This is a genomic window from Salinispora sp. CH2A1_6, assembly GCF_056820975.1.
Genome location: NZ_JBXEDG010000013.1, coordinates 354,922 through 381,902 on the forward strand (window position 1 = coordinate 354,922; position 26,981 = coordinate 381,902).

The 26,981-nt window shown below is 66.3% G+C and carries 26 protein-coding genes, 1 tRNA gene and 1 pseudogene; 17 read left to right on the forward strand and 11 right to left on the reverse strand.

Annotated features, from left to right (window positions below; all coding sequences use genetic code 11):
* Positions 1-123: 123 nt before the first annotated feature.
* Positions 124-900 (forward strand): RhlG family 3-oxoacyl-ACP reductase, encoded by a 777-nt coding sequence (locus AC1UKG_RS19575; RefSeq protein WP_482642972.1) that lies wholly within the window; start codon positions 124-126, stop codon positions 898-900.
* A 117-nt stretch (positions 901-1,017) separates the two neighbouring features.
* On the opposite strand, the gene AC1UKG_RS19580 is transcribed toward AC1UKG_RS19575, so the two are convergent.
* Positions 1,018-1,449, reverse strand: a complete 432-nt coding sequence (locus AC1UKG_RS19580) for an SsgA family sporulation/cell division regulator (RefSeq protein WP_011905498.1) — start codon at positions 1,447-1,449, stop codon at positions 1,018-1,020.
* Positions 1,450-1,742: 293 nt separating this feature from the next.
* Between AC1UKG_RS19580 and AC1UKG_RS19585 the strand changes: the two genes are divergently transcribed.
* A complete protein-coding gene (locus AC1UKG_RS19585) occupies positions 1,743-2,303 on the forward strand; it encodes a TIGR02611 family protein (RefSeq protein WP_018813778.1) in 561 nt (186 codons plus the stop codon).
* A 49-nt stretch (positions 2,304-2,352) separates the two neighbouring features.
* Positions 2,353-2,424, forward strand: a tRNA-Val gene (locus AC1UKG_RS19590).
* 72 nt (positions 2,425-2,496) lie between these two features.
* On the opposite strand, the gene AC1UKG_RS19595 is transcribed toward AC1UKG_RS19590, so the two are convergent.
* Entirely contained in the window at positions 2,497-2,901 is a 405-nt protein-coding gene (locus tag AC1UKG_RS19595; protein ID WP_482642971.1) for a hypothetical protein, read from the reverse strand.
* Positions 2,902-3,364: 463 nt separating this feature from the next.
* Entirely contained in the window at positions 3,365-4,444 is a 1,080-nt protein-coding gene (locus AC1UKG_RS19600) for a helix-turn-helix domain-containing protein (protein WP_018813780.1), read from the reverse strand.
* A gap of 127 nt (positions 4,445-4,571) precedes the next feature.
* On the opposite strand from AC1UKG_RS19600, the gene AC1UKG_RS19605 reads away from it, so the two are divergent.
* The 3 genes from AC1UKG_RS19605 (at position 4,572) to AC1UKG_RS19615 (ending at position 5,835) form a co-directional block, all read left to right on the forward strand.
* The gene (locus tag AC1UKG_RS19605; protein ID WP_482642970.1) at positions 4,572-4,757 is read left to right on the forward strand and encodes a hypothetical protein; all 186 of its coding nucleotides are present in this window, start codon (positions 4,572-4,574) and stop codon (positions 4,755-4,757) included.
* Positions 4,757-4,987: a hypothetical protein gene (locus AC1UKG_RS19610; RefSeq protein WP_018813782.1), complete on the forward strand. Its 231-nt coding sequence runs from the start codon at positions 4,757-4,759 to the stop codon at positions 4,985-4,987. Before AC1UKG_RS19605 ends, AC1UKG_RS19610 begins: the two co-directional genes overlap by 1 nt.
* 332 nt (positions 4,988-5,319) lie before the next feature.
* Positions 5,320-5,835: a hypothetical protein gene (locus tag AC1UKG_RS19615; RefSeq protein WP_018813783.1), complete on the forward strand. Its 516-nt coding sequence runs from the start codon at positions 5,320-5,322 to the stop codon at positions 5,833-5,835.
* Between the two features lie 134 nt (positions 5,836-5,969).
* Here the strand turns inward: AC1UKG_RS19615 and AC1UKG_RS19620 are convergent, their stop codons facing one another.
* The 3 genes from AC1UKG_RS19620 to AC1UKG_RS19630 all read right to left on the reverse strand — a co-directional run bounded on the left by AC1UKG_RS19620 (position 5,970) and on the right by AC1UKG_RS19630 (position 7,457).
* Positions 5,970-6,548: a hypothetical protein gene (locus tag AC1UKG_RS19620; protein WP_475889304.1), complete on the reverse strand. Its 579-nt coding sequence runs from the start codon at positions 6,546-6,548 to the stop codon at positions 5,970-5,972.
* A 159-nt stretch (positions 6,549-6,707) separates the two neighbouring features.
* A complete protein-coding gene (locus AC1UKG_RS19625; protein WP_026271264.1) occupies positions 6,708-6,977 on the reverse strand; it encodes a hypothetical protein in 270 nt (89 codons plus the stop codon).
* 258 nt (positions 6,978-7,235) lie between these two features.
* The gene (locus tag AC1UKG_RS19630) at positions 7,236-7,457 is read right to left on the reverse strand and encodes a hypothetical protein (protein WP_155244405.1); all 222 of its coding nucleotides are present in this window, start codon (positions 7,455-7,457) and stop codon (positions 7,236-7,238) included.
* A 920-nt stretch (positions 7,458-8,377) separates the two neighbouring features.
* Here AC1UKG_RS19630 and AC1UKG_RS19635 point away from each other — a divergent pair.
* The 6 genes from AC1UKG_RS19635 (at position 8,378) to AC1UKG_RS19660 (ending at position 16,566) form a co-directional block, all read left to right on the forward strand.
* Positions 8,378-9,823: an MFS transporter gene (locus tag AC1UKG_RS19635; RefSeq protein WP_475889303.1), complete on the forward strand. Its 1,446-nt coding sequence runs from the start codon at positions 8,378-8,380 to the stop codon at positions 9,821-9,823.
* A gap of 98 nt (positions 9,824-9,921) precedes the next feature.
* On the forward strand, positions 9,922-10,272 hold the full coding sequence (locus tag AC1UKG_RS19640) for a hypothetical protein (protein WP_155244881.1): 351 nt from the start codon (positions 9,922-9,924) through the stop codon (positions 10,270-10,272).
* A gap of 868 nt (positions 10,273-11,140) precedes the next feature.
* Positions 11,141-11,716 carry a TetR/AcrR family transcriptional regulator gene (locus AC1UKG_RS19645; protein WP_018813787.1) on the forward strand — a complete coding sequence of 192 codons (576 nt, stop codon included), beginning with the start codon at positions 11,141-11,143 and terminating at the stop codon, positions 11,714-11,716.
* Positions 11,713-14,127: an AAA family ATPase gene (locus AC1UKG_RS19650; protein WP_482642969.1), complete on the forward strand. Its 2,415-nt coding sequence runs from the start codon at positions 11,713-11,715 to the stop codon at positions 14,125-14,127. The genes AC1UKG_RS19645 and AC1UKG_RS19650 overlap by 4 nt, the downstream gene beginning before the upstream one ends.
* A gap of 111 nt (positions 14,128-14,238) precedes the next feature.
* Positions 14,239-14,991: a dienelactone hydrolase family protein gene (locus AC1UKG_RS19655; RefSeq protein WP_018743387.1), complete on the forward strand. Its 753-nt coding sequence runs from the start codon at positions 14,239-14,241 to the stop codon at positions 14,989-14,991.
* A 654-nt stretch (positions 14,992-15,645) separates the two neighbouring features.
* A complete protein-coding gene (locus tag AC1UKG_RS19660) occupies positions 15,646-16,566 on the forward strand; it encodes a hypothetical protein (protein WP_482642994.1) in 921 nt (306 codons plus the stop codon).
* Here AC1UKG_RS19660 and AC1UKG_RS19665 read toward each other — a convergent pair.
* Entirely contained in the window at positions 16,553-16,777 is a 225-nt protein-coding gene (locus tag AC1UKG_RS19665) for a hypothetical protein (protein WP_475889300.1), read from the reverse strand. The genes AC1UKG_RS19660 and AC1UKG_RS19665 overlap by 14 nt on opposite strands.
* A gap of 938 nt (positions 16,778-17,715) precedes the next feature.
* On the opposite strand from AC1UKG_RS19665, the gene AC1UKG_RS19670 reads away from it, so the two are divergent.
* From AC1UKG_RS19670 to AC1UKG_RS19680, 3 genes and pseudogenes are all read left to right on the forward strand, one after another.
* Positions 17,716-18,195, forward strand: a complete 480-nt coding sequence (locus AC1UKG_RS19670) for a hypothetical protein (protein ID WP_475889299.1) — start codon at positions 17,716-17,718, stop codon at positions 18,193-18,195.
* A gap of 433 nt (positions 18,196-18,628) precedes the next feature.
* Positions 18,629-19,000 (forward strand): annotated as a pseudogene (locus AC1UKG_RS19675) (GNAT family N-acetyltransferase); the annotation flags it as partial.
* 182 nt (positions 19,001-19,182) lie between these two features.
* Positions 19,183-20,442 (forward strand): hypothetical protein, encoded by a 1,260-nt coding sequence (locus tag AC1UKG_RS19680; protein WP_018743392.1) that lies wholly within the window; start codon positions 19,183-19,185, stop codon positions 20,440-20,442.
* Between the two features lie 497 nt (positions 20,443-20,939).
* On the opposite strand, the gene AC1UKG_RS19685 is transcribed toward AC1UKG_RS19680, so the two are convergent.
* Positions 20,940-21,248, reverse strand: a complete 309-nt coding sequence (locus AC1UKG_RS19685) for a hypothetical protein (protein ID WP_482642968.1) — start codon at positions 21,246-21,248, stop codon at positions 20,940-20,942.
* Between the two features lie 223 nt (positions 21,249-21,471).
* Between AC1UKG_RS19685 and AC1UKG_RS19690 the strand changes: the two genes are divergently transcribed.
* Positions 21,472-22,566, forward strand: a complete 1,095-nt coding sequence (locus AC1UKG_RS19690; protein ID WP_475889296.1) for a right-handed parallel beta-helix repeat-containing protein — start codon at positions 21,472-21,474, stop codon at positions 22,564-22,566.
* 133 nt (positions 22,567-22,699) lie between these two features.
* Here AC1UKG_RS19690 and AC1UKG_RS19695 read toward each other — a convergent pair whose 3' ends face one another.
* On the reverse strand, positions 22,700-24,133 hold the full coding sequence (locus AC1UKG_RS19695) for a nitronate monooxygenase (protein ID WP_482642967.1): 1,434 nt from the start codon (positions 24,131-24,133) through the stop codon (positions 22,700-22,702).
* A 320-nt stretch (positions 24,134-24,453) separates the two neighbouring features.
* Between AC1UKG_RS19695 and AC1UKG_RS19700 the strand changes: the two genes are divergently transcribed.
* Positions 24,454-25,842, forward strand: coding sequence for a right-handed parallel beta-helix repeat-containing protein (locus tag AC1UKG_RS19700; RefSeq protein WP_482642993.1), 1,389 nt, complete (start codon positions 24,454-24,456; stop codon positions 25,840-25,842).
* A 174-nt stretch (positions 25,843-26,016) separates the two neighbouring features.
* Here AC1UKG_RS19700 and AC1UKG_RS19705 read toward each other — a convergent pair whose 3' ends face one another.
* Both AC1UKG_RS19705 and AC1UKG_RS19710 read right to left on the reverse strand, forming a co-directional pair.
* Positions 26,017-26,844 carry a peptidoglycan-binding domain-containing protein gene (locus AC1UKG_RS19705; RefSeq protein ID WP_018813795.1) on the reverse strand — a complete coding sequence of 276 codons (828 nt, stop codon included), beginning with the start codon at positions 26,842-26,844 and terminating at the stop codon, positions 26,017-26,019.
* Entirely contained in the window at positions 26,822-26,977 is a 156-nt protein-coding gene (locus AC1UKG_RS19710) for a hypothetical protein (protein WP_018743396.1), read from the reverse strand. The genes AC1UKG_RS19705 and AC1UKG_RS19710 overlap by 23 nt, the downstream gene beginning before the upstream one ends.
* Positions 26,978-26,981 lie beyond the last annotated feature (4 nt).

The following is a 26,981-nucleotide window of genomic DNA, read 5'->3' on the forward strand; positions in this document are numbered from 1 at the left end:
GGACTCCCGGTTCGGGAGCCGCCCCGACTCCGCCGGGTCGGTCGGCGGGGTTGTGGGGTTGTGGGGGCTGAGCGGGGCGATTACGTTACCGGGCGGTAGGGGTGGATGGCGAAGGAGACGGGCATGACGGATCTTTTCTCGGTTACCGGCAAGACCGTTCTGGTCACCGGCGGCACGCGCGGGATCGGCCGGATGATCGCCGAAGGTTTCGTCCGGGCCGGTGCCAAAGTGATCATCTCTGCCCGGAAAGCGGACGTCTGCACGGCGGTCGCCGCCGAACTGTCGGCGCTGGGCGAGTGCACGGCGGTCCCGGTCGACCTCAGCAGCGCCGCCGGCCCCGAGGCGCTCGCCGCCACCGTACGAGAGCGGCACGATCGACTCGACGTACTGGTCAACAATGCGGGCGCCACCTGGGGTGCACCACTGGAGGCCTATCCGGAGAGCGCCTTCGACAAGCTCTGGGCGGTCAACGTCAAGGCCGTCTTCCGGCTCACCACCGCGCTGCTGCCCGCACTGCGTGCGGCGGGCACCGCGGACGATCCCGCCCGGGTCGTCAACATCGGCTCGGTGGACGGGATCCGGGTCCCGTCGATGGAGGTGTACGCGTACTCCGCGACGAAAGCCGCCGTGCACATGCTGACCCGCAGCCTCGCCCACCAACTCGCCGCCGAACACGTCACCGTCAACGCGATCGCCCCGGGTCCCTTCGAGAGCAAAATGATGGCGTTTGCCCTGGATGACCCTGCCTCCCGGGCTGCTGTCGAGAAGCAGGTGCCGCTGGGCCGCATCGGCCGGCCGGAGGACATGGCGGGTACCGCGATCTACCTGTCCTCGCGGGCCGGCGCATACCTGACCGGCGCGGTCATCCCGGTTGACGGTGGTATCACCACCCACGGCTGAGCCCGGCGCAGCCGTGGGTCGGCCACTCGCATACCGACCGGGGTGGCCGGGGTCGCGCGGACTCGGCAGCTCCGCGCGGCCCCGGCTAGCCGGTCACCAGAATCCGGTCCTTCGATCTCAGCGTCCGGCCAGCAGCCGGTTCACCGCCGTGTCGACGTCCAGGTGCTCGGCCTCGCGGCCGCGCGCGACGACGACGTAGGTCCGCCGCAGGAAGCGCACCAAGACGCTCCGCGGCACCTCAAACAGGGCGTTACCGTCCGGGGACGACAACGCCAGGGCGACGAAGTCCCCGCGCGGGGTGGCCCAGGGCCAGACCCGCACATCGCCGATGCCGGCCGGCTCATCAAGGCCGGTCACCAGCAGTTCCCGTGCGAACGACCAGCTGACCGCCTCGCCACCAGCCGATTCGGCATGGAACAGGACGTGGACCGCATACGGATCAGCAGGGTCGTAGCGCAAACTGGCGCGCACCGGCAAGGCCGTGGCGTCAGGTGCTACGAGCCTTAGCGACGTCTCGACCTCTACGGTCGTCGGTCGGATGACACTCATGGACGTTCTCCCCCCGGCACCGCTGCGGAACGCGCGTGTCCCGCTTTTCCCATACTCAGGTGCTGCCCCTAGCTACGCTCCGCCATACGCTGACTTCACCCAGTGGTGGGAAGGCCTTCGGAGTGTCCTCCAGAATGTGAAAGTTCCTGTAGGATTTCCGGTTCCACCCGTCCGCGGTGCCGCTTGGCATCAGGTGCTTCAGTCGTCGACTTACTCCGGTAACGTCCAGTCCACGGTCGCAGTGACGGGCGCGCGCCACACTGGGGGAAGGAAATGTGACAGGGTGATCCTCAGTGGATCGTGTCACGCCGTCGGGTCGGCCCATCATCGCGACCCAGACGGTTGAACGGCGGGGGTGCGGGGTGTCGAACGAGCAGCGGAGTAAACCGGGCCGATCCGAGTCGGATCTCGGTGTGCCGGCAGCAAAAGTGGCGCTGGTCGAAACCCGGGGAGGGTGGTCGCGGTGGCGCCAGCGAGCCTCGACCACCCTCGCGCTGATTCGGGCCAACCCGACCGGTCGACTCGCCCTGAAGGTCTTCGTCGCGATCACTGGCGCCATCGTCGTGACCGTCGGAATCGCGCTGATCCCGCTACCGGGCCCCGGCTGGTTGTTGGTGATCGCCGGCCTCGGGATCTGGGCGGTGGAGTTTCACTGGGCGCGACGGTTGCTCACCTTCACCCGCCGGCACGTCTACGGTTGGACCAGCTGGGTTACGCGACAGTCACTCTCGGTGCGGTTCGTGATTGGCTCGGTCGGTCTCGTCTTCGTGTCGACCGTCGTGTGGCTGTCGCTCAAGTACAGCGTCGGCATCGACGTTGTGGCCTGGGTGCTGGATCGCCTTAAGGGGAGCTGAGCCGGTTTGGGGTCGGCATCGGCGATCAGGTAGAGTCATCCGAGCCAACGGGCGATTAGCTCAGCGGGAGAGCGCTTCGTTCACACCGAAGAGGTCACTGGTTCGATCCCAGTATCGCCCACGTTGAATATAGGCAGGTAAGAGGGCCGGTTGGAGAACTCCAGCCGGCCCTTTTGCTATCCGAGGGTAGAGATCATGAGTCGCCTGTGAGTCGGCGCCACTGCGCCCCTGGCGGCCGACCGTCTGCGAGTCCAGCCTTGTAGCCGGTCTCGAAGCCCGACAGCAGCGCATCCTCCAGTTCGGCGGCAAGCTGTTCGCGAAGGTGCACTTCCAACAGGCGCCGCTGATCGACGACCGCCGTGCGTCTGCGGGCGTCTACTCGGGAGAGTTCGCCCAGGACGAATTCCTGGCGCCGCACCTCCAGGTCGTGGCCCGTCACCTTGATGACGCCCCAGCAGTGCCGGACCTCGTTCCGGAGCCGCCGAACCTCCTCCCTGAGCCGCTGATTCTCCTCCTGGTACAGGCGTTCGCGCTTGCTGGTCATTGCGCGCTGGTAGGCGGTGGTGGCGGCGTTGGCCACGCGGGCGACCAGTGGCATGGCGGGACGACGGTGGGGGTGGGGGTGGGAGGGGTAGTTCATGCGCTGTCGAAGACCTCCATTGAGTGCTGACAGGAGCGTGCTAGTCGAACACACGTACGAGGCGATGGGAAGACTTCTCGTAGGTGTGTCGATGAATCCGCCCGGTTAAGGACGGCGATGGTGCGCGACCGAGGGCCACGACCCCGTACGAAGGTCCCCCGTCACCGTTGCTCGTGATCACTGATCAGCCGGAACAATTTTAGTAGCGTATCCATAGTCGACAAGTGATATCGGCGAATGGTTTTGGTCGTCCCAGTGACGTTGTGAATGTCCGCTACTTCATAGCGGATAGCGCGAACCTGTTCGGAACCATCATTCCGTGGTAGGGCGTACGCCGCGACGCGCCGGAACATCCATACGGACAGGTGACGGCGTGACGTGCGGGCAGGGAGCACCGTCGATGGCGGCAAAGCGTCGGGGTTTACCGCCGAGAGGCGGCCTGCTCCACCTCACGCAGCATGAGTGACAGGCTCTGCGACCGTCGGTCGGCCGGTAGGGCATCCATTGCCCGCTGGGCGTAGGCGACCCCGCCGGCACTGTCACCGGCTTTAACCATCGTGAGTCCACGATGCAGTTCAATATGAGTAGCGAAACGCGGTAGATTAACAGGTCGCGTACGGTCGGCTTCCTCCTGGGCCTCGGCACCCGGGCTGGGCATCCCGAGGCGGGCATACAACATGCTCCGGAACGTGGCCATCCGCCACGGCGGGACGGCGGTATCAGACACCTCCCCATCCGCCGATGCCACATGCTCGAACACCCGCCGAGCATCGGTGTCGAGCGCGACGGCGCCGCTGCGGTCCCCGCGTCCGGCCGCCACGTGTGCCTGCGCCATCAGCGCCTGGACGCGCCCGAGTGACGGCCGGTCTGACAGCGCGACAGCCTGATCGGCGTACCGCCGCGCCGTGGTCAGCGCCGCCCCCTCGTAGGCCAACGCGATTGCGGCCCTGCCCCGGACCCACACCCGCACGGCGAGGTCGTCGGAGCGGTCGGCGGCCACGCCGGCTAGGTCGTACCACCGGATGGCCTCGGTGGGGTTGGGAGTGGTCTTGCCGTAGGTCACCAACGCCCTGGCGGCGTGTGACCACATGACCGGCGTATCCAAGTGCTGTTGCAGGATCACAAGGTCGTTCGCGAGGCGGGACTGCAGCGCCACGGCTCCCACCGCCATGTAGTCCCGACCGTACTGGTCGACCCGCTCCCGCCAGTTTTCCTCAGCGGTCCGGCCGCGCAGCGCAGCGCTGAAACCGGCCCGGATCAGTTCGCCGGCCACGACCGGGCCGACGACGCCGGCCGCCAGGCCGAGCATCTGTCGACGCCTCATCTCACCCTCCCCCAGGAGCCGCGCGTAGGCGAGCACGATGTCGGGCGTTGCTGTCCTCCGCCCAGCCTCGACATTGCTCAGGTGTGACACCGAGTACGAGGTACGAGCGGCCATTGAGGCCAACGTGACCCCGGCCTCGGTACGAGTCTGCCGGAGCTGGGTGCCGAAATCATCCACACGTCCCCCTGCTGAAAAGCCCTGAAAACATCGACCTCCTTCCGAGCGTAGTCCCGTAGTCGCACGCTGAAATCACACGACGCGGCCGGATGGATGTCCGAGACGCCCAGGGTGAGGGAGCACGCGCATGATCCGGCCATTCCGCAGACTCCGCCGCCGCCGTTCCGCACGGCTGGACGCGGTCGGTCCCGCTACTCGGTACGAGGCGCGGGCCGGCGCCTACCACCCGCTGTGGGACCAGCCGACGGTGCTCCTCGATACGCGGCCGTTGCTGACCCCGCTGGCCCGGCAACGGGCCAACCGCCGCCGGTGATGGCCGCCCACGCCCGGCCTGCTCCGGCCGGCCTGTCGGCGGCGCAGCTACGCGCCCGGATGATCCTGTCCGCCCGGCGGATCATCACCGGGCACTGGCCCCGGGTGGACCGGTGCCCCGTGTGCGGTTGCGGGTGGCCGTGCCCGCCCACCGAGACCGCATACGACTACCTCGCCACGGTCGGGCAGGGCAACTGGGCGCCCCCGCAGCGGATGCGGGCACAACGGTGACGCCGGGCCGACGCGACCGTCCGCCGCTGGTGGCGGGACCTGAACGAGCACCGCCAGGTCGACGGACGCTGCCCCGTGTGCGGCACCCCGCGCCGGTGCTGGCCCTGGGCGGACGCGTACGCCGGGCTACTCACCCATGGCCTGCTCGGCCCACCCCTATCTCTGGAGGCGACGTGAAAACTGCAACCGTGCCGTACGACACCGACACGATGTCACGGCGTCAGCGCCGCGCCTGACGGCGATGCGCTGGAGCCGCGCCCCGCCCACCCCGCCGGTACACTGGCCCGGCCCGTGAGCAGCCACGATCCCCCGGATAGATCAGGAGAGCGCCCGTGCAGGTAACCCAGGCCCTGGACGTGATGACTGCCATCCTCCGGGCAGCCGAGCACCCCGACATCGTCGAGGTCACCCGCTACGGCGCCGACTCCCAGCCGGGCGGACAGTCGCCCCCAGGGATCAAGGTCAAACACCAGTCCGGGACAGTCGCCATGCTGTGGGCCGGCGTACCGCCGCGGGACGCCACGTCGGTGCCGCTGCCCACCGGGCCGCTGCCGCCGCGGCAGCGCGCCGCCCGAATCCTCGTGCTCGCCCAGCAACTCCTGGATGTCGCCCAGCCCGAGGTGTTTACCTCATGGGAGCTGTGCCAACAGCCCGGCGTGGAGGTGCCGGTCGCCGCCGCGATCCGCATCGCGGCCCGCGACGGATCGGTGATCTACCTCCGCGCTACTGCGGCATCCGGGGGCACGTCCGAGCCCGAGACCGACCCGTATCCGGACTACCAGATCCCCCAGGGAGTCCAGTCATGGCATCGTCTCAATGCTCCGCATGCGGAGCCCGCGTCAGTGTGAGCCCCGGCCGGTCCTGCCCGCCGCATCAGGCGATGGGTGATCGAGCCCGCTGCCCGGGCTCCGGACAGCCCACCATGTGACACAAGGCGGCCCCGCTCTCCCAGGTCGGGAGGGCGGGGCCGCGCCGGCCTGGGTTACAACCACTGCTCATCGATGTTGCCGGCGTACAGGTAGGCGGTGCGGTAGTCCGGCCTCGCGAACAGCGCTGACTCGCCCGCGTACACGGCAGCGAGCAGACCCGGCCGGTACCACCAGCCGTTGGTGATGCCACCAACCTCTGCGACCGGTTGCATGGTGTTCAGGTCGAGCTGGTCGACGGCCGAACCGGTCAGCCTGGTGACCGTGTCCGCGATGTCCATCGCCGCCCATGCCAGAGCCAGGGCCTCAACCCACCCGTCGATGCTGCGATACAACGGGATCCACTGCCCATCGTCGCCACCGGCGATTCCGATCGTGCCGTCCGGTCCGATCAGGAATGAATACGGCACAGCGGTGCGTTGTGGACCGGCCTCGAAAAACCACCCCTTGGGAGCAAAGGCGGCTTCCCACTCCGGCGTGTCCCCGCTGAGCATCCGTGGACCCGCCGCATCTTCGGGCATGCCCGGCGCGGACGGCAGCACAAGACCACCCCACCGGGCCCGATACGCCTCGGCGCGGTCGATGACCTCGTCAGGAACCTGCGCCTTCTGCCATGCGCCTCGAAACTGGCTCACCGGCGGCGCATCGAGCCACACTCCGTGAACGCCGACGAACGAGCGAGCACGTCTGCTCAAACCGGTCGGCGGCCGACGAAAGTTCCACACATGTGCATGATATCGGGGCTTTGGGCACACCCCGCCTATGCAGTGGATGTGTGAAACGTGATCGCTCGGTCAGGCGGCTGCCGTCAACTCGACACGCGCCCGGCCCCGACCGGTGGTGCGGGTGAGCATCTCCACGTGGGCGGCCTGGTCGTAGCGGTACCAGGTGGTGCCACGCCCCTGCCCGGGTAGGTGGTGGGCGGGCAGGAGGCCGTGCAGCCGGTCTCCGGCGTGGCGGGAGCGGCGGGCCCAGTCACGGACCCGGGCGGCGGTGATGTCGGGGCCAAGGGCGGCGGCGATCTGCGCGGCGGTGCCCCATTGACGTCCAGCAGCCGAAATCATCATTCCACGATAGCTCACGCCGTTAGGGGCGGAAAATATTATCCGCCCCTAACGGCTCGCACGCTACTGGTTGTTGCTACGTTTTCCACGATTCCAAGAGTAATGCAAGATCACCCCTACTGGAATTGCGGCGATTGCGCTGACGGCAGCTGCAAAGATTCCGGTGGCGTCGTTGAAAACAGCCTGCAGTAACAGGAAGAATGCCGTGAATCCGATCCAGCTCAACCAAAAGACGCCAGTCCTAGATCTATTCAACGACTAGCCCCAATCACGGCTGATGTGACGGTACGTGCAGCGAGCAAATACCAGCAATGCGCCGATGAAGGTGGCCAACCGTATCCCGACTTCGAGATTCGGGTCCGTCCCAGCTGAACCAGCAATTACGGCTATGCTCGCTACCCCGGCCAGCAGGATCGCGACGGCGACAACGGACAACGCAGCGCGGGCCATCGAGGTGACACTATGCTCTTGTGTCAGCATGCCAGTCACCCTACCGGTGCAGCGCAGGGCGTGCCCAGCGTCAGCAGGTGCCGGTCCGCCAAGTGTCTTGGACGCCGCCTGGCGTCCAGCGCGCCTTCCAGTAGCAACCCTCATGGACGCCGTACTCCCTAAACGCTTCTGCTACAGCCGTAATGACTAGAGCGCCTGCTGCAGCGCAAACGGCGGCCACTGGCCCTCCAGACGCACACATGAGCGCCCCAACGGCAGCCCCGACCGCCGCCCCGCCGGAAGAGAGAATAATTCGTTGATCTGCGGGGTTCAACGTGACGACAAAAGTAAGCGGCCACCAGCTTTCACGGCTAACGCTCGGATCTGCAGCGATCGGGAAGGTCGCTCCAGCGGTAGAGATATGCTGGGTCAGGTATTCGCCTTCGACACTGTAAGAAGTGTGTAGATTCTTGCCGCTTGCATCCACGGCCCAGGGGGCATTTATTACAGCTGCGCCAGCGGTTACGCCATCCTCGCCAACGGAGTGAAAGACACCAACTCGCCCGTCGCCGAGCGGAACAAGCAGGCGGTGGCGATCCTGCGGGCGGGCCGACGTGCACTGGCGGGGCGGGGCCGAACTGGCAGTGCTCGACCTCGCCGCGCCCGCACCCGGTGAGACCGGACCCGCGGCTCGGGCTGCGGCTTCGATGGATCTCTATATGATGTCGCTGTTCGGTGGGTCCGGCGGAAGGGAGCGGACTGTCGAGCACGTGGAGCGGCTGTTGGTGACGGCTGGTCTGCGCGTCACGTCCACGGCTCGATTGCCCAGCGGGATGGCTGTGGTGCGGGCGATTGCGAGCGAGGCTGGCGGAGATGTCGTGACCAGTTCCGGGGCCCCGATTTGATAGGTAAATGCACGTTCATTTACCCTCAGTGGGGACTGCGACACACCCCATGGAGGTAGACCGAACGTGACCGAACTGAACCAGAGGCCAGAGGCGACAAGCCAGCCACCTTTCGCTGCCATCGCAACGTTGTGCCTGGTCCAGATGCTGCTGATCCTCGATATGACGGTGCTCGGCGTCGCAGTGCCCGTCATCCAGGTGGACCTGAAGATAGACGCTGCGGACACGCAGTGGGTGGCCAGCGCCTACATGCTGACATTCGGCAGTCTGCTCGCCCTGTCCGGGCGACTCGGCGACCTGTTCGGACCGCGGCGGTTGCTGCTGGTCGGCCTCGGGGTGTTCGTGGCCGCGTCGGTGTGGTGCGGCTTTGCGACGAGCGGTACCGAGTTGTTCGCGGCCAGGGCTGTTCAGGGCGTGGGCGCGGCGATGGTCTCCCCCACCGCCCTGGCCCTGCTCAACCTCGTCAGCACCACCGGCTCCGGGCGCAACCGGGCTGTCGCGTGGTGGAGCTTCACCGGTCTCGCGGGGGCGGCGCTCGGCCAGGTCGTGGGCGGACTCGTGACCGATGCATTCGGGTGGCGCTGGATCTTCTTGCTCAACCTGCCGATCGGGCTCGTGGCCGGACTCGCCGTGGCATCGCTTTTGCCGCGCACCCGGCCGGAGCAGCGGGTGTCGCCGGACGTGCTCGGTGCGCTCACGCTCACCGGCTGGCTCGGGATGCTCGTGTTTACGCTGACGAGGGTCGAGCACGGGTCAAGCACCCTGGTGATGACGATGAGCGTGGCCGCGACGATGGTGTTGCTGGCAGCCTTCGTGGCCGTGGAGCGCAGGCACAGCGACCCGCTCGTGCCGTTGGCGGTGTTCGCCGAACCTGGGGTTCGGGCGGGCAATGTGATCAACCTGCTGTCCACCGCCGCCAACCTCGGCGTCATGTTCTACGTGACCTTCTACATGATGCGTGTGCTTGGCTACTCAGCCACGGACGCCGGCCTGGCCTACCTGCCGATCACGCTGGTGATGGCGGTGATCGCGACCAGGGTGGCGGGGTTGATGGAGAAGGTGGGTGCGCGAGCACTGCTTCTGATGGGCACAGCAGGTGGCGCGGCCGGTTCGCTGTGGTTCGTGTTCGCGCCCGGCGACGGCTCCTACCTGGCGTGGATCTTCCCACCCCTGCTGCTGATCGGCGTCGGCGCGGCGTTCATCGAGGCTCCCGTGATCATCGTGGCGACGCGCGGGCTGCCGGAACGAAAGCAGGGGCTCGCGGCCGGCCTGATCAATACCTCCGAACAGGTGGGCCCGGTGCTGGGTCTCACGGTGGCGGTCACCATGGCAGCGGCGATCGTTCCGGTGACCGCCGACGACACACCCGTGCGGCTGCTCGACCACTACCACGTCGCCTTCGTCGCCGCGGTGGTCATGTACGTGCTGGCAGGCCTTGCCACGTTCCTCGTACCGCGGCGCAGCTACATCGGATCGGCTCCGGCACCCCTTGCGGCGAGTGCCGAAAACTGAACACAGCCTTGTAACGCCAAACGATCACTACTCCTGTGCGTATCGAATGAACCGGAGAGAGATACAAGACGAACATCCAGCCTGGGAGGCTTCTGAACATGGATGCCAACGAGGTCAAAGTGATCCGCTGGCCGAAAGGGCAGGAGAAGCGGGCGCTGTATCGCGATCTGAGGGTGTTTCGACTACTTGTGGTCGACCCTGCTTCACCAGCGCCGATATGCACCGATTCGCGCGCGGACTGGATTCGCGCGCCGATCGTCAGAGACGACTTCAATGCCCGGCTGACCAGCCTGCGAGTGAAGGCCAACAACTTCCGCCTGCACATCGACGAGAACCAGGTTCTCCATGTCGAGAACCGCGCCGTACCACTTATCGGTGAGCGTTTTCAGGCGGGCCCCGGAAGGGTGACCTCAGGGTTGGCGCAACGGACAGGGCTCCCGTGCCGTTGAGAAAGGTTCTACGTCTCAACTCGCCAGCCCGGGACGCCATCGCGGCCAGCGATCTGCGGCCTCGGACCGGGGGGGGCCGGGTTCGGCGAGGAAGTCCGTCATCGGTGGGCGGCCGCGCTTGCGGAACCGGATGTCGTGGGCGTTGCAGAGTCCGCGCCTGGCCGACGCTGCCGTCCGGTCGCAGTCCGTGACCGCGCACTCGTCGGCGATGAAGAGGGGTCGCCCGGAGCGGGGACGTAGATCCCGGTGCGGAACTCGGATCGAACGACGGCCATGAGCTGCTCAAGCAGCCTCGTCCGTCCCGGTGCCTTCTTGGCGGGGAAGGTCACAGCCGGACCTCCCGGCCAGTGAACCAGCCTGCCGCCTCCAGCGTCCGCCCGAGGCACTCCTTCACCATCTCCATCCCGGCCCCGCGGCGAAGCAGCCAGGTGGTGAGGTGCAAAAGCGATCCCAGTGGTCTTCCTGTGTCGGCGGCGGCTGAATTTCAGGCGTCGCCGACATTCCGGAGCCGTCTGACCAGGTCATAGACGGCCGGATAGCCCCAGGGGCGGCCGCGGGGTTCGGCGAAGAGGCATGACTCCACCGGCAAGTCAGGCCGCGTGACTGAAACTGTCACCTATCGGTGCAGCAGACCCTGGCGTCCGCGCGATGAACCGCATCCCGGCGACTACCGGCATGCAACTGCTGGTGCGTCGGCTCCTCGAACGGCCGACTGCCGTCAAGCCGGCTCTGGCAGCGCAGAGGCGCGGCCATGAGGAGGCTTCTGTCATCTCAGTGCTGTGGCGGGAGGTCAGATGATCACGCGACGCGGCGTTAGTAAACGTCAATTCACTTATCGGGTACTATCCGTGCCATGAGCCCGCGACCGATGTCCGTCACCAACGAGCAGATCTTCATCAGCGCGTCCCGCACGCTGGCCCGCATCGGCCCGCTCCGCGTCACGCTCAACGACGTGGCATCCGACCTCGGAATCTCGGCGGCCACGCTGGTCAAGCGGTTCGGGTCCAAGCACGACCTGCTGGTCGCGATCAACGAGTACGAGGCGTCCAAGGTCGACGAGTTCTTCACCGAGATCGTCGCCAAGTACGAGTCGCCGCTCGAAGCCCTCTACGCATTCATCGCGGCGCTCAGCAGCGACGTGGACAGCCCCGCGGAGATGGCCAACCACGTGGCGTTCCTGCATCTCGACCTCAGCGACGACGCACTGCACTACCACGCCGTGAGGTTCGCCCAGTCGATGCGCACGGGCATCGCGTCGCTGCTGGAGCGGGCCGTTGAGCAGGGTGAGCTCGTCGAGTGCGATGTGGACGGTCTTGCCAGGGCGGTGCAGACGGCGTACAACGGCGCGCTGATCATGTGGGCGATCCTCGGTGACGGCGAGCTCTCGGAGTGGGTGCGGCGCGATGTCGCGTTCCTGCTCAACCCTTTCTTCGTAGCGAGGTGAACGGAGCGAACGACGTGCGGCGTCACGACGACCACGGCTGGATCGAAGTCACCGGTGCCCGGACCCACAACCTGCGCGACATTAGCGTGCGAATCCCGCGCGGAAAGCTGGTGGCGTTCACCGGCGTCAGCGGCAGCGGGAAGACCTCGCTGGCGGTCGACACAGTGCACGCCGAGGCACAACTGCGCTACCTCGAGGGCATCTCGCCGTTCGTGCGGCGCTACCTCGGCCAGCGCGACCGGCCCGAGGTCGACCGCATCACCGGCCTCGGCGCGACGCTCGCGGTCGACCAGCGCCGACGAAACAACAATTCTCGTTCCACCATGGCCACCGTCACCGGCATGGACGCGTACCTGGGCCTGGTCTACTCACGCCTGCCCGCGCTCCGCACCGGCGCCGAGCTCGCGACGACCAGCTTCGACAGGTTCAGCCCCGAGGGAGCCTGCCCGGTGTGCCACGGAGCGGGCGGTGCCGTGCGCGCCGACGCGGAGCTGATCATCAACAATCCTGAACTTCCCCTGTTCTCAGGGGGTTCGCATTGGTTCGCGAAGTGGCGCTCCGGCGAGCACTCGTTCATTCCCGCCCTCGCCGAGTTGCACCGCGTCGATCTGTCCGTGCCTTGGCGCGACCTGCCAGCGACTTTCCAGCACGCGGTCCTGCACGGCACCGGTGAGCAGGTCATCGACACCAGCGTCACCATTCCGAGCCGGGCCACCGGCACCGAGTGGACCTACAGCAGCAGCCAGCCGATGCGCGGCGCCCTCGCCGAGGTGGAGCGCGTGTTCGCCAACGCGGGCAGCGAGACGAGCAAGCAGCGCTACCAGCGGTACATGCGCATGACGCCCTGCCAGGAATGCGCTGGCAGTGGGTTCGGCGAGGCGGCCCGCACCGTCACCGTCGGCGGTCGCACCTATCCGGAACTGATCACACTTACCGGCACAGACCTCATCGACTGGGTGCACGAGGCCGAAGCCGAACTCGGCGACCAGGATCGCGCGGTCGGCCTCCCGCTGCTGCGCGAACTGGGCGCCCGCCTGACCGTCCTGCACCGCACCGGCCTGTCCCACCTGCAACTGAGCCGCGAGGCCTCGACCCTCTCCGGCGGCGAGCTGCAACGCGCACGCCTCGCAGCGCAGCTCAGCACTCCGCTTGAAGGCATCACGTTCGTCCTGGACGAACCCACCTCCGGCCTGCACCCCGCAGACAAGGCAGATGTCCTCGACATGCTGAAGGCGCTGCGGGACAACGGCAATAGCGTGCTGCTCGTCGAACACGACCCGGAGATCGTCAAGGCCTGCGACTGGGTCGTCGACATCGGACCGGGAGCCGGCCGCGACGGTGGTCACCTCCTCATCTCCGCACCACCGGTCGAAGCGGCCCACCACGAGACCTCACCGACCGCGGCCTACCTCTCCGGCCGAAAACGACGCGTCGAACGCAAGACCCGAGACGCCGATTCAGCCCGTTGGCTCACCGTCCGCGACATCAGCAACCACAACGTCGACGTCGCGGAAGTACGGGTGCCCCAGGGCAGACTCACCTGCCTGACAGGCCCGAGCGGCAGCGGCAAGAGCAGCCTGCTGCACGCGTTCGCCTCCGCCGTCGAAGCCGACGACACAGCACCCGTCGCCTGGGTGGCCGTCGTCGACCAGGACCCCATCGGCCGCACCCCGAGGTCGAACCCCGCCACCTACAGCAAGGCCTTCGACGCGATCCGCACCCTGTTCGCCTCCACAGACCACGCCCGCAAAGCCGAGCTGAATGCTTCCACATTCTCCTTCAACACCGCCGGTGGCCGCTGCGTGGACTGCTCCGGCCACGGCCGCAAACTCGTCGACATGCACTTCCTGCCAGACGTCTGGGTCACCTGCACCACCTGCGCGGGCCGCCGCTTCACCCAGCAGGTCCTGGACGTCGAGTACCAAGGCCTCTCCATCGACGCGGTACTCGACCTGACCGTCGACGAAGCCGCGGAGTTCTTCACCGACCCCGACTCCCTGGGCGCCACACTCCACGCCCTGCGCCAGGTGGGCCTCGGCTACGTCACCCTCGGCCAGAGCGCGACCGACCTCTCCGGCGGCGAAGCACAGCGCCTCAAACTAGCTACCACGATCCAACGAGGCAACCGGGGCCGCAAACGCGGCCTGGTCGTCCTGGACGAGCCGGTGACGGGCCTGCACCCCGCCGACGTCCAGCGCCTCGTCGAAGCCCTCGACGTCCTCATCGACGCCGGCAACACCGTGGTGGTGGCGGAGCACGACCTCCACCTCGCTGCACGCGCCGATTGGATCATCGACCTGGGCCCGGGAGCCGGCCCTGCCGGTGGCCGAGTGGTCGCCACCGGCACACCAGCAGATCTGGTCACTGCCGACACCAAGACAGCACGCTACCTCCAGCACGTCCTGAGCTGAGCAGCGTTGTGCGTACCGGAGGAGGAGGGGCTTCCTTCTTGGTCTCGGCGGATCTGCCAGTGGCGAAAACATCTGCCGGACCGGTCTCGACGATCGCTATAGTCCGGCTTTATGACGTCCATCACGACGAGTTCGGTCGAGTACCCGGCCGACGGCCTGACGATGATCGGGCACCTCGCCCTGCCCGTCGGCGTCGACCGCCGGCCAGCGGTCCTGGTCGGACCCGAGGGGCCGGGGCTCAACGACTTTCAGCGCCGCCGGGCCGACGCCCTCGCGGAGTTGGGGTACGTGGCGCTGGCCTTCGACATTCACGGCGGACGCTGGTTCACCGACCCCCAGGAGATGCTGGCACGCCTTACTCCGCTGCTCGCTGACCCCGACCGGATGCGGGGCATCGGCCACGCAGCGCTTGACGTGCTGCGCGCCGAACCACGGACCGACCCGGAGCGGATTGCCGCCATCGGCTACGGCACCGGGGGAGCCATCGTGCTGGAACTCGGCCGAGCCGCCGCCAATCTGCGCGGGATCGCAACGATTAACGCAATGACCACCGGCCGGCCGGGCGAGGCGGCGCACATTCGCTGCCCGGTGTGGGCTGGGGTCGGGTCGGAGGACCCGATCGTATCGCCGGCCCAACGGGACGCATTTGCCGCCGAGATGCAGGCCGCGGACGTCGATTGGCGTCTCGTTGTCTACGGCGGCGCCCTGCACGCCTTCCACCACCCACCGATGGGAGCCGACCAGACTGTGCTTCCCGGCGTCGGCTACCACCAGCGGCACGCGCAGCGGGCCTGGCTCGACATCGTGGCCCTGCTGGCGGAGTGCCTTCCCGTACCGGAGGACGTTGCTCCGGTACGTGGGTGACAGGTCTGGGCTAGACGAGTTTGTGTTCCCGATGTTCAGGCTGTCTCTTGGAGGGCCTGCACGAGAGTGTGGATGGTGCCGTAGAACTCGGTCTTTGGCCGAGGCGGTGTCTCCGGGGCGCCTTTCCGGGTGAGGTGGATGAGTGCCCAGCGTTCGGGACGTTGAACGAGGTTCTTCCGCCAGTTCTGTGTGACATCTTCTATGGAGATTGCGCAGCTCAGCTCCCCTGCATAGGCCATATTTGAGCAACAACTGTGTTGTTGGCTTTGGGCCTCGGATATGTTTGTCTCCTTGTCTGGGGGTAAGTGGACTTCCTCTTGCGGACGGTCGGCGTCGCTCTGGATCGTGCAGGAGTCCTGCCGCACGCACGGACCGCGGCTGGCGGGAAGACCCTGCCCGCCGTGCCGAAGCCGGCATCGCCGTGAACGTTGAATTGCCGCGAAGCCAGCGCTACGCCTGTGCATGCGGGCCGCTGATGGGTCCGCCGACGCCAGATAGGCTAAGTTGTTGACCTTGCGTAGAGCTTGCTGCCGCCGGGCTGTCGGCCGCCGCGCTGCTGCTGGCTACTTGCGTAGGACTGTTAGTCAAAAGTACGGAGGGTGTTGTGGTGATCTGGATCGGGGCAGGCGCTCCTGCTGGTCTCGTCTGAGGGTGATGCTGCTGGCCGCGGTGGCGGTGTTGACCTTTGCTCCCACGCCTGCACACGCTGTGTCGGTTCCGCCAGGTGGGCGCGCCAACTACACCGTGGCCTTGATGCGGAACGTGGGCACCGAGTCCTTCGTTCGCTTGGCCGAATACAGCCTCCGGCCCGACGGTACTGCCCGGGCGGACTACTGGGCGTGGAATGCAAAGACCCTGGTAGGCCGAGCGGCGACCGGACTCACCACGTCGGGACGCGTTCACGCCTGCCCGGTCTATACGGCCGCTGGATTCGAGGCCGCGCCTAAGCAGTTGTATGGCACTTGGTCGGTGTCTGGCAACGATTTAACCGTCCAGTGGACGACCAACTCCCAGACCGAGCGGTGGAAATTTACGAACATGGCCACGGTCACAAAGGTCGACTTGGCGAGCCATCCGACCGCCAATCGCGGCTTTGGTTGGGGGAGTGCGACGAACTTCAGGACGGGCGTCAGTGTCACCGACATCTACAACCTTCATGGCACATACTCCGGCCCTGGGGTAGAGAACAACTACGGCAGGATCACAGAGTTCCCGGCGATGTCGCAAAAGGTCCACTGGCCCGACGACTACAATCCAATCCGCCTGTGCAGTATGAACTGCATAAACCTCTCGACGGTCACGCAGGACGATGCCGGTGCGACGGTGCCAAGTAACAAGATTTACCTGGCCGGGAGTGGTGCGGACCGGAAGATGTACTACAATCACCAGTTATACAGCGTCAACGCGGACCATTGTATCGGTGGCGGTTCGCCCTATGCTGGACACCTCAAGCCGGCCCTGCAGATCGTCGATGATACCGGAATGTTTCGTGGTCTCGTTGTCGTCGAGGCGAGCTTGTATTCGTTCGCCTATGGCAGCAATATTCTTGGCGTGTTTGACCTCAATGACATCTGACTAACGCCCTGATTTGGGTCGCCGCTTGGGCGGCGGGCTCGGTGACGACCCCGGGCTCCGGCCGGGGTAGGTCCTCGGGGATCTTGTTGCCGTCCTCGTCCTCGGCGCCCTTGAAGTAGAGACCGTGCATCATCCAGATTCCGGTGCTGAAGTCGAGGCTCACGCAGCCGCGGCGCAGGTTGAGGACCTCGCCGACCCCGGCGCCAGACAAGTAGCATCTGGCCGGCGACCTCGATGGTGTGGTCCGGCAGAAGGTCCGCCACCGCGCCAGCCGTACGAATGTCGTATCGATGCACCTGCCACCGGTACCGCCAAATCGTTCCTCGCGTGATCTTTGACGAGACCGCGCAACAACAGATACTGGCTACCGAACGAACGATCTCGTCCGACGCCTCGGATCTGGCAACGATCCTGGTGGGCTGGCCGTGCAGCGGGTGGCCAGGGGCCCGATCCGGTCTGGTTGCCGCGCGTCGGGCAGCAGCCTGGCCGGCGGCGGATCGTTGACCACCTTGGCTGTGGTGGCGTCCGCGGTGTGTCGGAGGGTGATGTGCACGGCCGCTTCGGGCGCGTGTCGGGTGGCGTTGGTGAGGGTCTCCTGGACGGTCGGTAGACGGCTCGGTCGGCCAGCTGCGACAGATTGTCGGAGGGACCCGTACGGGAGAGCGGCTGATCTGGTTGTAGGCAACCGGCATGCTGAGCGTGGCCCAGAGCAGGGTGTCGAGGATCCACTCCCGCCTCCCGCGCGCTGCGCTCACATCGCCCCCATGCCAAGCCCGCTGCCATTGAGGACAGGGTAGCCAGCATGAGCGTGGGCCCCGGGTCTCACCGACCGAGCATCTCGACGGGACCTGTCGTGATCAGTTTCACGTCGGTCGGAGGCAGTAGGAATCGGGCGCTCCGCGTGAGCAGCCCGACACTCAGGTGAGCTCGTTGGCATGCCGGCCCACCCTGAACTAAGAGGACCTTCGCTTCAACTTCGCCCCGATGCCCGATTTCACGACATCGCAGCACGCTGGCGATGATTAGTCGAATTTTTGGCTGGATTCGGTCATGCAGGACACGGTTCTGTACGTTGCTGCGGTGACAATCGACCCTCGCCTACCTCCACATCGACGGCAGCTACCCCCGCATCGACGGCAGCTCACCTGGTTGCCGCTCCCCATCGGTGTGCTCAGTGCCGGGCTGCTGATCAATGCGGGGGTAACGATCTGGGATCTTCGCAACTTCGATGAGCTTATGAACTACGGCCGTAGCATGAACGGGTCGATTGCTGCTTTGTATGAGTTGGCCTTCGCGTACTTTCAGTTGATTTTGACGGTCGTGCTGGTGCCGGTGTTGTGGATTGCGGCAAGGCGGGCGAGGCTGGCTGGATCGCGGTCCCCCGGGTTTATCGGGCTGGTCTGCGGGATGCTCGCCATGTGCGGTGGTGGCTGGGCGGTAGCCCCGCCGAACGACGGCAGTGATCCGAAACGTCTGGGTGTCGTCCACGACGCCGGGGTGCCGGGGTGGGTCAGCGTGGCTGATGTCGCAGCGCCATTCGCTGTCCTCCTCGGTGCTGCGGGTGCGGCGCTACTGGTGTGCTGGATGCTCGTCGTTCGCTTGCGTGCTGGTGCTGGTGCTGGGCGGTGAGCCCCAGTCGCGCGGTGTGCCTATGGTTCACGGCATGGAGGGAAACCGGTACGGCCAGCAGATTGGTGCGCCGGCTCCGCACTGGTCAACCCGTCCACTGCCAGGACGCGGAACGCTGGCAGGACGGTACGTGACGGCGGAACCGATCAGTCTGCGTCACGCAGATGCCCTATTCGCTGCGGTTTGTGGACCAGGAAGCGGGGCGTTGTGGATCTATCGGCCCGTGCCCCAGCCAGAGAACATCGCGGAGTTCGAGGAGCGGGTATTGCGTCCCCTCGCGGAGCACGCTGAGTGCACCTCCTTGCGTTCGTTCCTGCGGGTGACCGCGCATCCGGGCTTGCCACTTTCTCCTCCTGCTTGCCGGACGCGGGTGTAGTCGAAATCTCCGGGGTCCTGTGGGGGCGGTCAAAGGCGGCGGTCGACCGCCGCGACCGAAGCGATCCATCTGATGCTCCGTTACGTCTTCCAGCGACTGGGGTATCGCCGGGTGGAGTGGAAGTGCGACAGCCGCAACGAGCCGTCGGGTCGAGCCGCGCAGCGGCTCGGCTTCACCTACGAGGGGCGGTTCCGCCAGCACGTGATCGTCCGGGGCGGGAACCGGGACACCGACTGGTACTCCATGCTCGATACGGAGTGGCCAGCGATTCGTGCCAGGAACGAACGGTGGCTTGACCCGAGCAACTTCGACCAGAACGGCCATCAGCTCCAGCGGCTCGAGGAGATCCAACTCGCCGGTAGCAATATGGGAGCTTCTTTCGCGTATTTTCTTCGCGTTAGCTGTCCTATGGGCCTGATGTCGGTTTAGCTCGAGGGCGGGCCGCTACCGCCTGTCTGGTAGCTGAGGAACACGCCACCCTCGTGTCCCTTGCGGTGGTGGGTTCCTCGCCGTTCACGGGGAAGGACATCGAGACCGCAATGCCAACTCATCGACATGCCTACAGCTCTACCCGCACAGATAGGCGGCCCCCACGGTGGTGGGCCGTCGGGATGGCGGGGTTGACCGGCCTGGCGTTTACCACGGCCGTTCTGGCCACCGCCGCACACGCTCAACCGAACCAGCCCGTGCCGGGATCCACCGCGGCGACCGATGCGGGCTCCGGGCCCATCGCGCCCGGCCGGGACGGAGTCGGCACCGGCACTCCCGTCGCGTGTGACGCGGATGCGTTGATCGCGGCGATCACGTCCGCCAACGCTGCGGGCGGCGGTGTGTTCGACTTGGCCAAGGAGTGCACCTACCTGCTCACCGCCGACATCGACGGTGCCGGTCTGCCCACGATCATCACCCCGATCACCCTCAACGGCGGCAAGAACACCACGATCGAACGCGCCACCACCGCCGCCGACCAGTTCCGGATCTTCACCGTCGACTCCGGTGGCGACCTCGCCCTCCACCACCTGAAGATCATCGGCGGTCAGACCACCACGGCGGGTACCGACGGGGGCGGCATCCTGGTCAACGCGGGCGGGGGTTTGACAGTCAGCCACAGCGCAGTCACCCGCAACATCGCCGGCGGTAATGGTGGCGGCATCGCCAACAACGGGACCACCACCGTCAAGCGCTCGATCGTCAGCCGTAACACTGCCCCGCTGGAAGGGGGCGGCATCTACAACACGGGCTTACTAACCGTCAACGAGTCTGAGGTCAAGGCGAACACCGGCACCCTCGCGGGAGGCGGTATGGGGAGCACGGCAGGAACGGTCGAGGTTTCCAAGAGCTCCATCTCCGGCAACTGGTCCGATCAGGGAGCTGGTCTCTTCATCGTTGATGGCGGAATCGGCTCGGTAACCGGTAGCCACATCAAGAATAACTCCGCTGCCGATGCTGGTGGAGGTGTCTTCCTGCTGGGTCAGTTGACGCTGCAGAAAGTCGTCCTCGCCGGCAACACCGCCGAAACCGGTGCCGGCCTCATTGTCGACGAGGAGTCCACGGCCGACATCACGGGCAGCCGCATCGTCGACAACACCGCCGGCGCCCAGGGCGGCGGCATCTATAACGCTGGCATGACCACGGTGACCGGCACCAAGCTCGACGGGAACCAGGCCGACACGGGCGCCGGTGTCCAGAATCTCGCGGCAGCGACGCTGACCTTCTTCGCCTCGACGGTCACCGACAACCTTGCCGTGACCGACGGCGGGGGCATCGTCAACGACGTGGGTGGGACCGTCACCCTGAACACGGCCACCGGCACCACCGTTATCAGTAACCGTCCGAATAACTGCGTGAATGTTCCCGGCTGCGCCGGCTAGCGACCCTGCGTGGGTCAAAGTTCACCCGGGCCCCGCTCCTGCCGGATGCGGTAGGGGCGGGGCTCCGTCGTGCGATGGCTCACCAGAGCTACGGCGCGCCGCCGGATTCGTTGCCGGCGCCGCTGTCGAGGGCCTGGCCCTCGCTGTCACCGCCACCTTTTCCACGGAGGCTGCCGGATCGCCGACGGCGGCCCTGACGGGCACTCTGGCGGATCACCTTGCGGGCGTTCGCCATCATCTCGTGTCTGCTGTCGGCCCGGGGCCGCAGGGCCCCGGCAAAGATGTCAGGTGATGCCGAGTAGTGCCAACGGGCGAGTGCTGTCGCGGGCGTGATGGCGGTTTGTGGCGGAGATACTGGTGATGCCGACGGTATGGAGTGCGCCGATGGCGGCGTTGCGGAGGGCAGCCATGACCTGTGGTCCGGTGCCGGTGCGGATTGGGGATCGGTCTTCGTCGTAGGTGACGTCGCGTACCCAGTGGGCCTTGTTCTCGATCGATCAGTGGCTGCGGGTCCAGCCGGCGAGTTGTGCCGGTTTGGCCCGGTGTACTTGCAGGTCGGTGACGGAGTAGACGGTCTCGGTGGTGAAGCGTTTCGGTTGGTCGAGGCGGTGTCTGCGGCGGCGGATCTGCAGGGCCTGGGCGGCGTGCGGGAAATCGATCCCGGTGGAGATTGTCCGGATTTTGCAGGTGCGGACCTCGCGGTGGCCGTGTCCGCGGTCGGTGTCGCGTGCGGTGTCGGGGACGGCCCGCCAGGGTGGGGCGGCGAGTTGGGTGTGCAGGTTGAGCTGGTTGGCCTTGACAGTCACGATCCAGCGGGCGCCGTGGGGCCCTGGGTACTCGGGTTGGTGGCCTCAGACCCGCTCCATGCGTAACGCGGTGCGCAAATGATACTGTGGATATTTCGGGTTCACCCGAACTTTTAAATCGATAGTTTGATTGAAGTCTGCAGCGTATGCGACGTGGGACGGGTGCGATGGACGGTCGCCTTTGTTGTTCCTCCGCCGTAGGCTACAGACGAATAGGAGCGATGTGACACCGAAGGAAATGCCGTCGTTCAGTCGTCGAGGGATGATCGCCGGGCCCCTTGCGGGAGTTGGCATGGCGGCCGGTGCGGCGATCCTTGGCCAGGGGGCGCCTGCTCATGCCGCGGCGGCAGGGCTAGTTGCGCTCGCGCCAAGTGGAGACACCAGCGGCGAGAGCGATCGTAGGGCTATCCAGGACGCGCTAATACCGGGTGGCGCACAGGTGATTTTGATGCCCGGGGATTTCCATATCAACGCTCCGATTGTGATGCACAGCAACCAGAGATTGGTTGGGTCTGGTGCCGGATCCACCAAGATTTATCAAGTCGGTACCAGCCACGGCATCAGTTCAACCAGCGCGTACAGCATCAACTACGTAGTCATCGCTGGAATTACCCTTATCGGCATCCGGGCTGCAGGCAGCTCTGGGATCCGCCTCACTCCAGCCACAAATCCATCGACTCCCGAAGATTTCGTAAATATAACTAACATTACCATTGAAGACTGTGTCGTGAAAAATTGGGGTGACTGCGGCGTCTACCTCGGGGCGCCGATCGCGTCGAGGGTCACCCGGGTCCAGTCCGTCAATAACGGCGGCGACGGATTCTATGTCACAAAGGCCCACTTGGATTCTGACCGTACCATCGTAAAGGCAGCGACCTCTCTGGCGTTCGATTCCTGCTACGCCCTGGGGAATGTTAAGAACGGCTACGAATTGGACACCGTGAGCTATTCGTCCCTGACCGGGTGTGCCTGCGACAAGGGCGGGCGCGGCTACGCGCTTTTCGGATGCAGGGCTGTTTCCCTTACTAGCTGCGGCGCCGAGGTGTTCAGTACCGAAGGATTCCTGATGAGAAATTGCACGAGCTGCAGTTTGTTCGGGGCGTATACATATGGTGGAGAAACAGTCGGCATCCACGTCGCGGGAACCACGACACACCAGACGATCGGCGGTGCGGTACAGTCGCACCCCGGTAGCCTGACAGAACACTTTATTTGGACCGAAACGGGAACTTCGTCCGTGGTCTGGGGTGTGTCACGAGCCGATGCTACCGCCAACACCCTCGATGGCCAGGTCGTCAATCTCGACGGCAGTGCCTGACTATTGGCCTGCTGTCGATTACACCAGGCCAAACCGGCACAACACGCCGGCTGGACCCGCAGCCACTGGTCGATCGAGGACAAGGCCCACTGGGTACGCGACGTCACCGAGGAGGTTCTCGGAGCCGGTACGGTCAGCTACCGGAAGGGGCTGCCGCGAGCAGATAGTGGAGCACGTCGGTGGCCGCGTAGTCCTCCCCGAATCGCCGGTGCAGCTCGGTGAGGACGCCGATGTCCTGGCCGATGGTGATGATCGGTGGCTCGGTGCCGTCGTCGGCGCGTCGCTGGCCCAGGCCGATCGTGCCCATTAGTCCGTTGCACAGGCAGCGGCTACCCGTGGTGTCCTCCGCCGCGCCGCCCTTGCGGATGTAGTCGTCGACCGGCTCGGCCGGGCACCGGAAGCCAATCCGACCGGTCGGCCGCAGGTACGGGGTGCGCAGATATCCCAGATCGCACCGGCGAGCGCGGGCCTGGTAGATACCGTCCTCGGCGGCGGTCCCCTCCATCTGGGCGATCTTGAAGGGGAAACCGGTCGGGGAGGCGGCCGGATCGTTCTGGACCGTGAGCCGCCCGTCGGTGGCCCGCTGGAGCAGCTGGCGCCGTAGCTGGGGGTTGATTCCGGATTCGTGGCAGAGGGCGAAGGCGGTGCCGACCTGAACACCGGTGGCTCCGGCCGCCTGGACGGCGGCCACCCGCCGCGGGTCGGCCTGCCCGCCCGCGACCCAGAACGGCAGCCCGGCTGCGGCTACCTTGGCCAGGTCGATCCGGTCCCGCTCGCCGTAGACGGGTTCGCCGTTATCGTTGAGGACCATCTTGCCGCGTGGCCGAGCGGAGTGGCCGCCCGCGGTGGGCCCTTCGAGGACGAAACCGTCGGGGCAGGTACGGGGGCTGCGGGCAAGGTAGCTGACCAGGGACGCGGCGGAGACGATGGCCAGGAACCGCGGCCGTGGGAGGGGCGGTAGTTGCTCGCCGGTCACATCAGGCGGGTTGAAGGCGACGGTGTGGGCTTCCCCCGCCGGGCTGCCCTCGACGGCGACGGGCAACTGGACCGGCCGGTGGTGGGTCAGGGCGTCGATCAGGGACGGGATCTCACTGGGTAGGCCGGCACCCATCAGGATGTAGTCGATCCCGGCCAGCATCGCTCCGTACACCGCGGCGGGGGTGGCGAGCTGGATCTTCTCCAGGTAGTTGATGCCGACGACGCCGCTGTGGCCCTGCTTGGCCAGGTAGACCTCGACGAAGTTGGCGACCACGGCCAGCTCGTTCGCGTGTCGTCGGGGCCGCATGCTCAGCAGTGGTGCCGGTCGGAACGGCTTGTCGGCGGGGATTCCCCCCGGTACGAAGTAGCGGTCCAGCACCCGTTGGGCGACCTCCGGCGCGGGGAATGCGCTCAGCGCCTGCCGGAGCGTGCCGTCCTCGTCGCCGAGCTGTAGCCGGCGGGCCAGTGACGCGTCGAGTGCTACCCCGGACACCACCCCGAGCTGGCCGGCGGCGGATACGGCGGCGGCCAGCCGCCAGCTGGAGACACCGACGCCCATCCCGCCCTGAATGATGATCGGAAGTTCCACCTGTTTCCTGCCCTTCAGCCAGCCTGTCGGCACTGGCAATCCTGTGGTCTGCCCGGCCGGAGGCGACAGGGCATTTGGTCCTGTAATCAGGTGGGCCAGGTCACGAAGGGGCCTGTGGCCGGAGGCCGGACCACGGGCGGGCGCCGGCCACGCACCGCACACCCTTGTCTGTTTTAGGAGTTTTTTCGGATTCATGTTCGGTTGGGGTCAGTGTCGGTTTAGCGTCTGAGATGGCTGCTACCGCCTGCCTGGTAGCCGAGGAAGCTGACCTGGGTCGGCCCTTCCTCGCCGTTCACGGGGGGAAGGACATCGACACCGCGATGAACCAGCAGCATCACACCCACGAAACCGGGGCCGACCGCTCAGGCGATCGCCGGGCGCGGTCGCGCTGGTGGACGGTCAGCCTGGCCGGGGTAGCCGGGCTGGCCCTCACCACCGTCGGCGTCGCGACGGCTCCGGCCGTCGGCGCTGCCGGACGCGCCGCCACCAGCGCCGAAACCCAGCCTGGGGACAGCCGCCGGGACAACGGCAAGTCCACGCATGACGACAGAAGCAAGGGCGACAGGGGCAAGGGGAAGAAGGTTACGCCGAAGGGCACGCCGGTCCCCTGCGACGCCGATCTGCTGATCGCGGCTATCACGTCCGCCAACGCCACCGGCGGTGGCGTGTTCGACCTGGCGAAGGACTGCACCTACCTGCTGACCGCCGACATCGACGGTGCCGGGTTACCCGCGATCATGACCCCGATCACCCTCAACGGCGGCAAGAACACCACGATCGAACGCGCCGCCGCCGTCGACGATTTCCGGATCTTCATCGTCAACACCGGTGGTGACCTCACCCTCAACCACCTGAAGGTGACCGGTGGACAGACCGACGGCAACGGTGGGGGAGTCCTTGTCAACGCCGGGGGAGCGTTGACCACCAATCACAGCGTCATCACCCGCAACATCGTCCAGGGTGATGGCGACGGCGGTGGCATCGCCAACCTGGGCGTCACCCGGGTCAAGCACTCCACGGTCGACCGGAACACCACCAGCGAGCAAGGCGGTGGGATCTTCAGCACCGGCCTCTTGGAGATCGTCAAGTCGCACATTGACAACAACATCGCCGACAGCGGCGGGGGTATCTACCAGAGCGGTAGCACCGTCACCGTCAAGGGTGGCAGTATCTCCAGCAACCAGGCCTCCGCGGGCGGAGGGTGGTATCAACTTGGCGGAATTGGTGGGCTGACCGGCACCAGGGTCGCGAAGAACACCGCCAGTGGAAACGGTGGCGGTATCCGCGTCGGCGAAGGCGGGCAGTTGACGCTGCGAAAGGTCAGCCTCACCGACAACTCCGCGCTGACGGGTGTCGCCGGTGGCTTGTTCGTGGAAGGTGCCGAAGTGCTGGACACCATCGCTGTCATCGAGGACAGCCTCATCAAGAACAACACCGCCTTCGACATCGGTGGAGGGATCGACAACTCGGGAGTAGCCGTGTTGCGAAACACCAAGGTCATCGGAAACCAGGCCAACGAGGGCGGCGGCATCTTCAACTCCGGCACGTTGACGCTCTTCGCGACGCAGGTGGTCAAGAACATTGCGGTCACCGATGGCGGGGGCATCTTCAACACCCTCGGCACGGTGGAGCTGAACACCGCCACCGGCACCGTGGTCGTCAAGAACCGACCCAACAACTGCGTGGACGTCCCCGGCTGCGCCGGCTGACACTCCGCGCAGAGCACCCAGGGTTCCGCCCCACCGCGAGCACGCGGTGGGGCGGAACTTCGTTCCAGCCACCTTGGCGATGACCGAAGGCCGCGTCCGATCCTGCGCTGTCGTTCCTCACCGCGCGGGCGGTGACCAGCGCCGTGCTGTGGCGCGCCCCGACCGGCCGGATGATCACCGAATCGGGTTGCGGTAGGCGGCGTCCCACGTCTTGCGGCCCAGTAGCCCGTCTCTGCTGAGGCCCTGATCCGCCTGGAACGCTTTGATCAGCTCTCGGTGCTCCGGGCCATACGTGCCGTCGTGGCCGTTCCGGCGGAGGTACCGCTTTCCCTTGCCCGCGGGCCAGCCTCGGCGGGTGAGCTGTGTGGTCCACATTGCCAGCCACTGTCGGTCCGATTTTCCGTTGAATTTTCGGCGGTAGTACCCTGACACCGACCGATCTCCTCCGCTACGGGAGCCAAAGTAGTAGCCGCTCGGCAGCGGGAATGACACCGCTGGCCCCGGTGCGGGTCGGACCGGGGCCGGCTTTTCGGGCTTGACCGCTCCCGGTTTGCCGAGCTGGTCGAGCCGCCAGTTCGTGCCGCGCACCGTGTCGGCGGCCTGGGTGAAGTCAGAGTTCACGTGGCAGTGGGTCGTGTGCCGGTTCGAGCCGGTGTAGGTGTGGGTCGTGAAATTGTGCCGGCGGTGCCAGATCCGGCCTCTGTAGATGATGTACCGCACCCACCACAGGGCGCCGGAGCGGGCGAGTGTCACCCACAGCTGCACGACCTGTTCCATCGTGACCCCGTGCGGGTCGTGCAGGTCGGCGTCGAAGTCTCGGGCCCGTACCTCGTCGAGGTTGTCGCCGTCGCGATACTCCGCCCGACCGGTCCGGTCCGGGTTGTGGCTCGATGGGGAGCTCTGGTGGGAGGTGTCGCCGATCGAGCCGTCTGACCTGGTGTCCCGCTTGGGGAATCGCTTGTTGAGTTGATCACGAGCTTCATTCAGGTTCGGTACCACCATCCATGCCATCGATGTTCACCTCCACAACTGGCCAGTCGGTCTGCTCAGGGTCTAGCCATGGATCCGGGGTCTGCATCCCGATGTGCTGCTCCGGGTCCTCGTTCGGGACCGGGTGCGGGTTGGTGGCGGACATGACC

Bases quoted from the DNA above. Each gene is read 5' to 3' on its own strand.
- AC1UKG_RS19575 (WP_482642972.1), top strand. From the start codon at position 124: ATGACGGATCTTTTCTCGGTTACCGGCAAGACCGTTCTGGTCACCGGC.
- AC1UKG_RS19580 (WP_011905498.1), bottom strand. From the start codon at position 1,449: ATGAGTGTCATCCGACCGACGACCGTAGAGGTCGAGACGTCGCTAAGG.
- AC1UKG_RS19595 (WP_482642971.1), bottom strand. From the start codon at position 2,901: ATGCCACTGGTCGCCCGCGTGGCCAACGCCGCCACCACCGCCTACCAG.
- AC1UKG_RS19605 (WP_482642970.1), top strand. From the start codon at position 4,572: ATGATCCGGCCATTCCGCAGACTCCGCCGCCGCCGTTCCGCACGGCTG.
- AC1UKG_RS19610 (WP_018813782.1), top strand. From the start codon at position 4,757: ATGGCCGCCCACGCCCGGCCTGCTCCGGCCGGCCTGTCGGCGGCGCAG.
- AC1UKG_RS19625 (WP_026271264.1), bottom strand. From the start codon at position 6,977: ATGATTTCGGCTGCTGGACGTCAATGGGGCACCGCCGCGCAGATCGCC.
- AC1UKG_RS19630 (WP_155244405.1), bottom strand. From the start codon at position 7,457: ATGCTGACACAAGAGCATAGTGTCACCTCGATGGCCCGCGCTGCGTTG.
- AC1UKG_RS19640 (WP_155244881.1), top strand. From the start codon at position 9,922: ATGGATGCCAACGAGGTCAAAGTGATCCGCTGGCCGAAAGGGCAGGAG.
- AC1UKG_RS19645 (WP_018813787.1), top strand. From the start codon at position 11,141: ATGTCCGTCACCAACGAGCAGATCTTCATCAGCGCGTCCCGCACGCTG.
- AC1UKG_RS19655 (WP_018743387.1), top strand. From the start codon at position 14,239: ATGACGTCCATCACGACGAGTTCGGTCGAGTACCCGGCCGACGGCCTG.
- AC1UKG_RS19660 (WP_482642994.1), top strand. From the start codon at position 15,646: ATGCTGCTGGCCGCGGTGGCGGTGTTGACCTTTGCTCCCACGCCTGCA.
- AC1UKG_RS19680 (WP_018743392.1), top strand. From the start codon at position 19,183: ATGGCGGGGTTGACCGGCCTGGCGTTTACCACGGCCGTTCTGGCCACC.
- AC1UKG_RS19700 (WP_482642993.1), top strand. From the start codon at position 24,454: ATGAACCAGCAGCATCACACCCACGAAACCGGGGCCGACCGCTCAGGC.
- AC1UKG_RS19705 (WP_018813795.1), bottom strand. From the start codon at position 26,844: ATGGTGGTACCGAACCTGAATGAAGCTCGTGATCAACTCAACAAGCGA.
- AC1UKG_RS19710 (WP_018743396.1), bottom strand. From the start codon at position 26,977: ATGTCCGCCACCAACCCGCACCCGGTCCCGAACGAGGACCCGGAGCAG.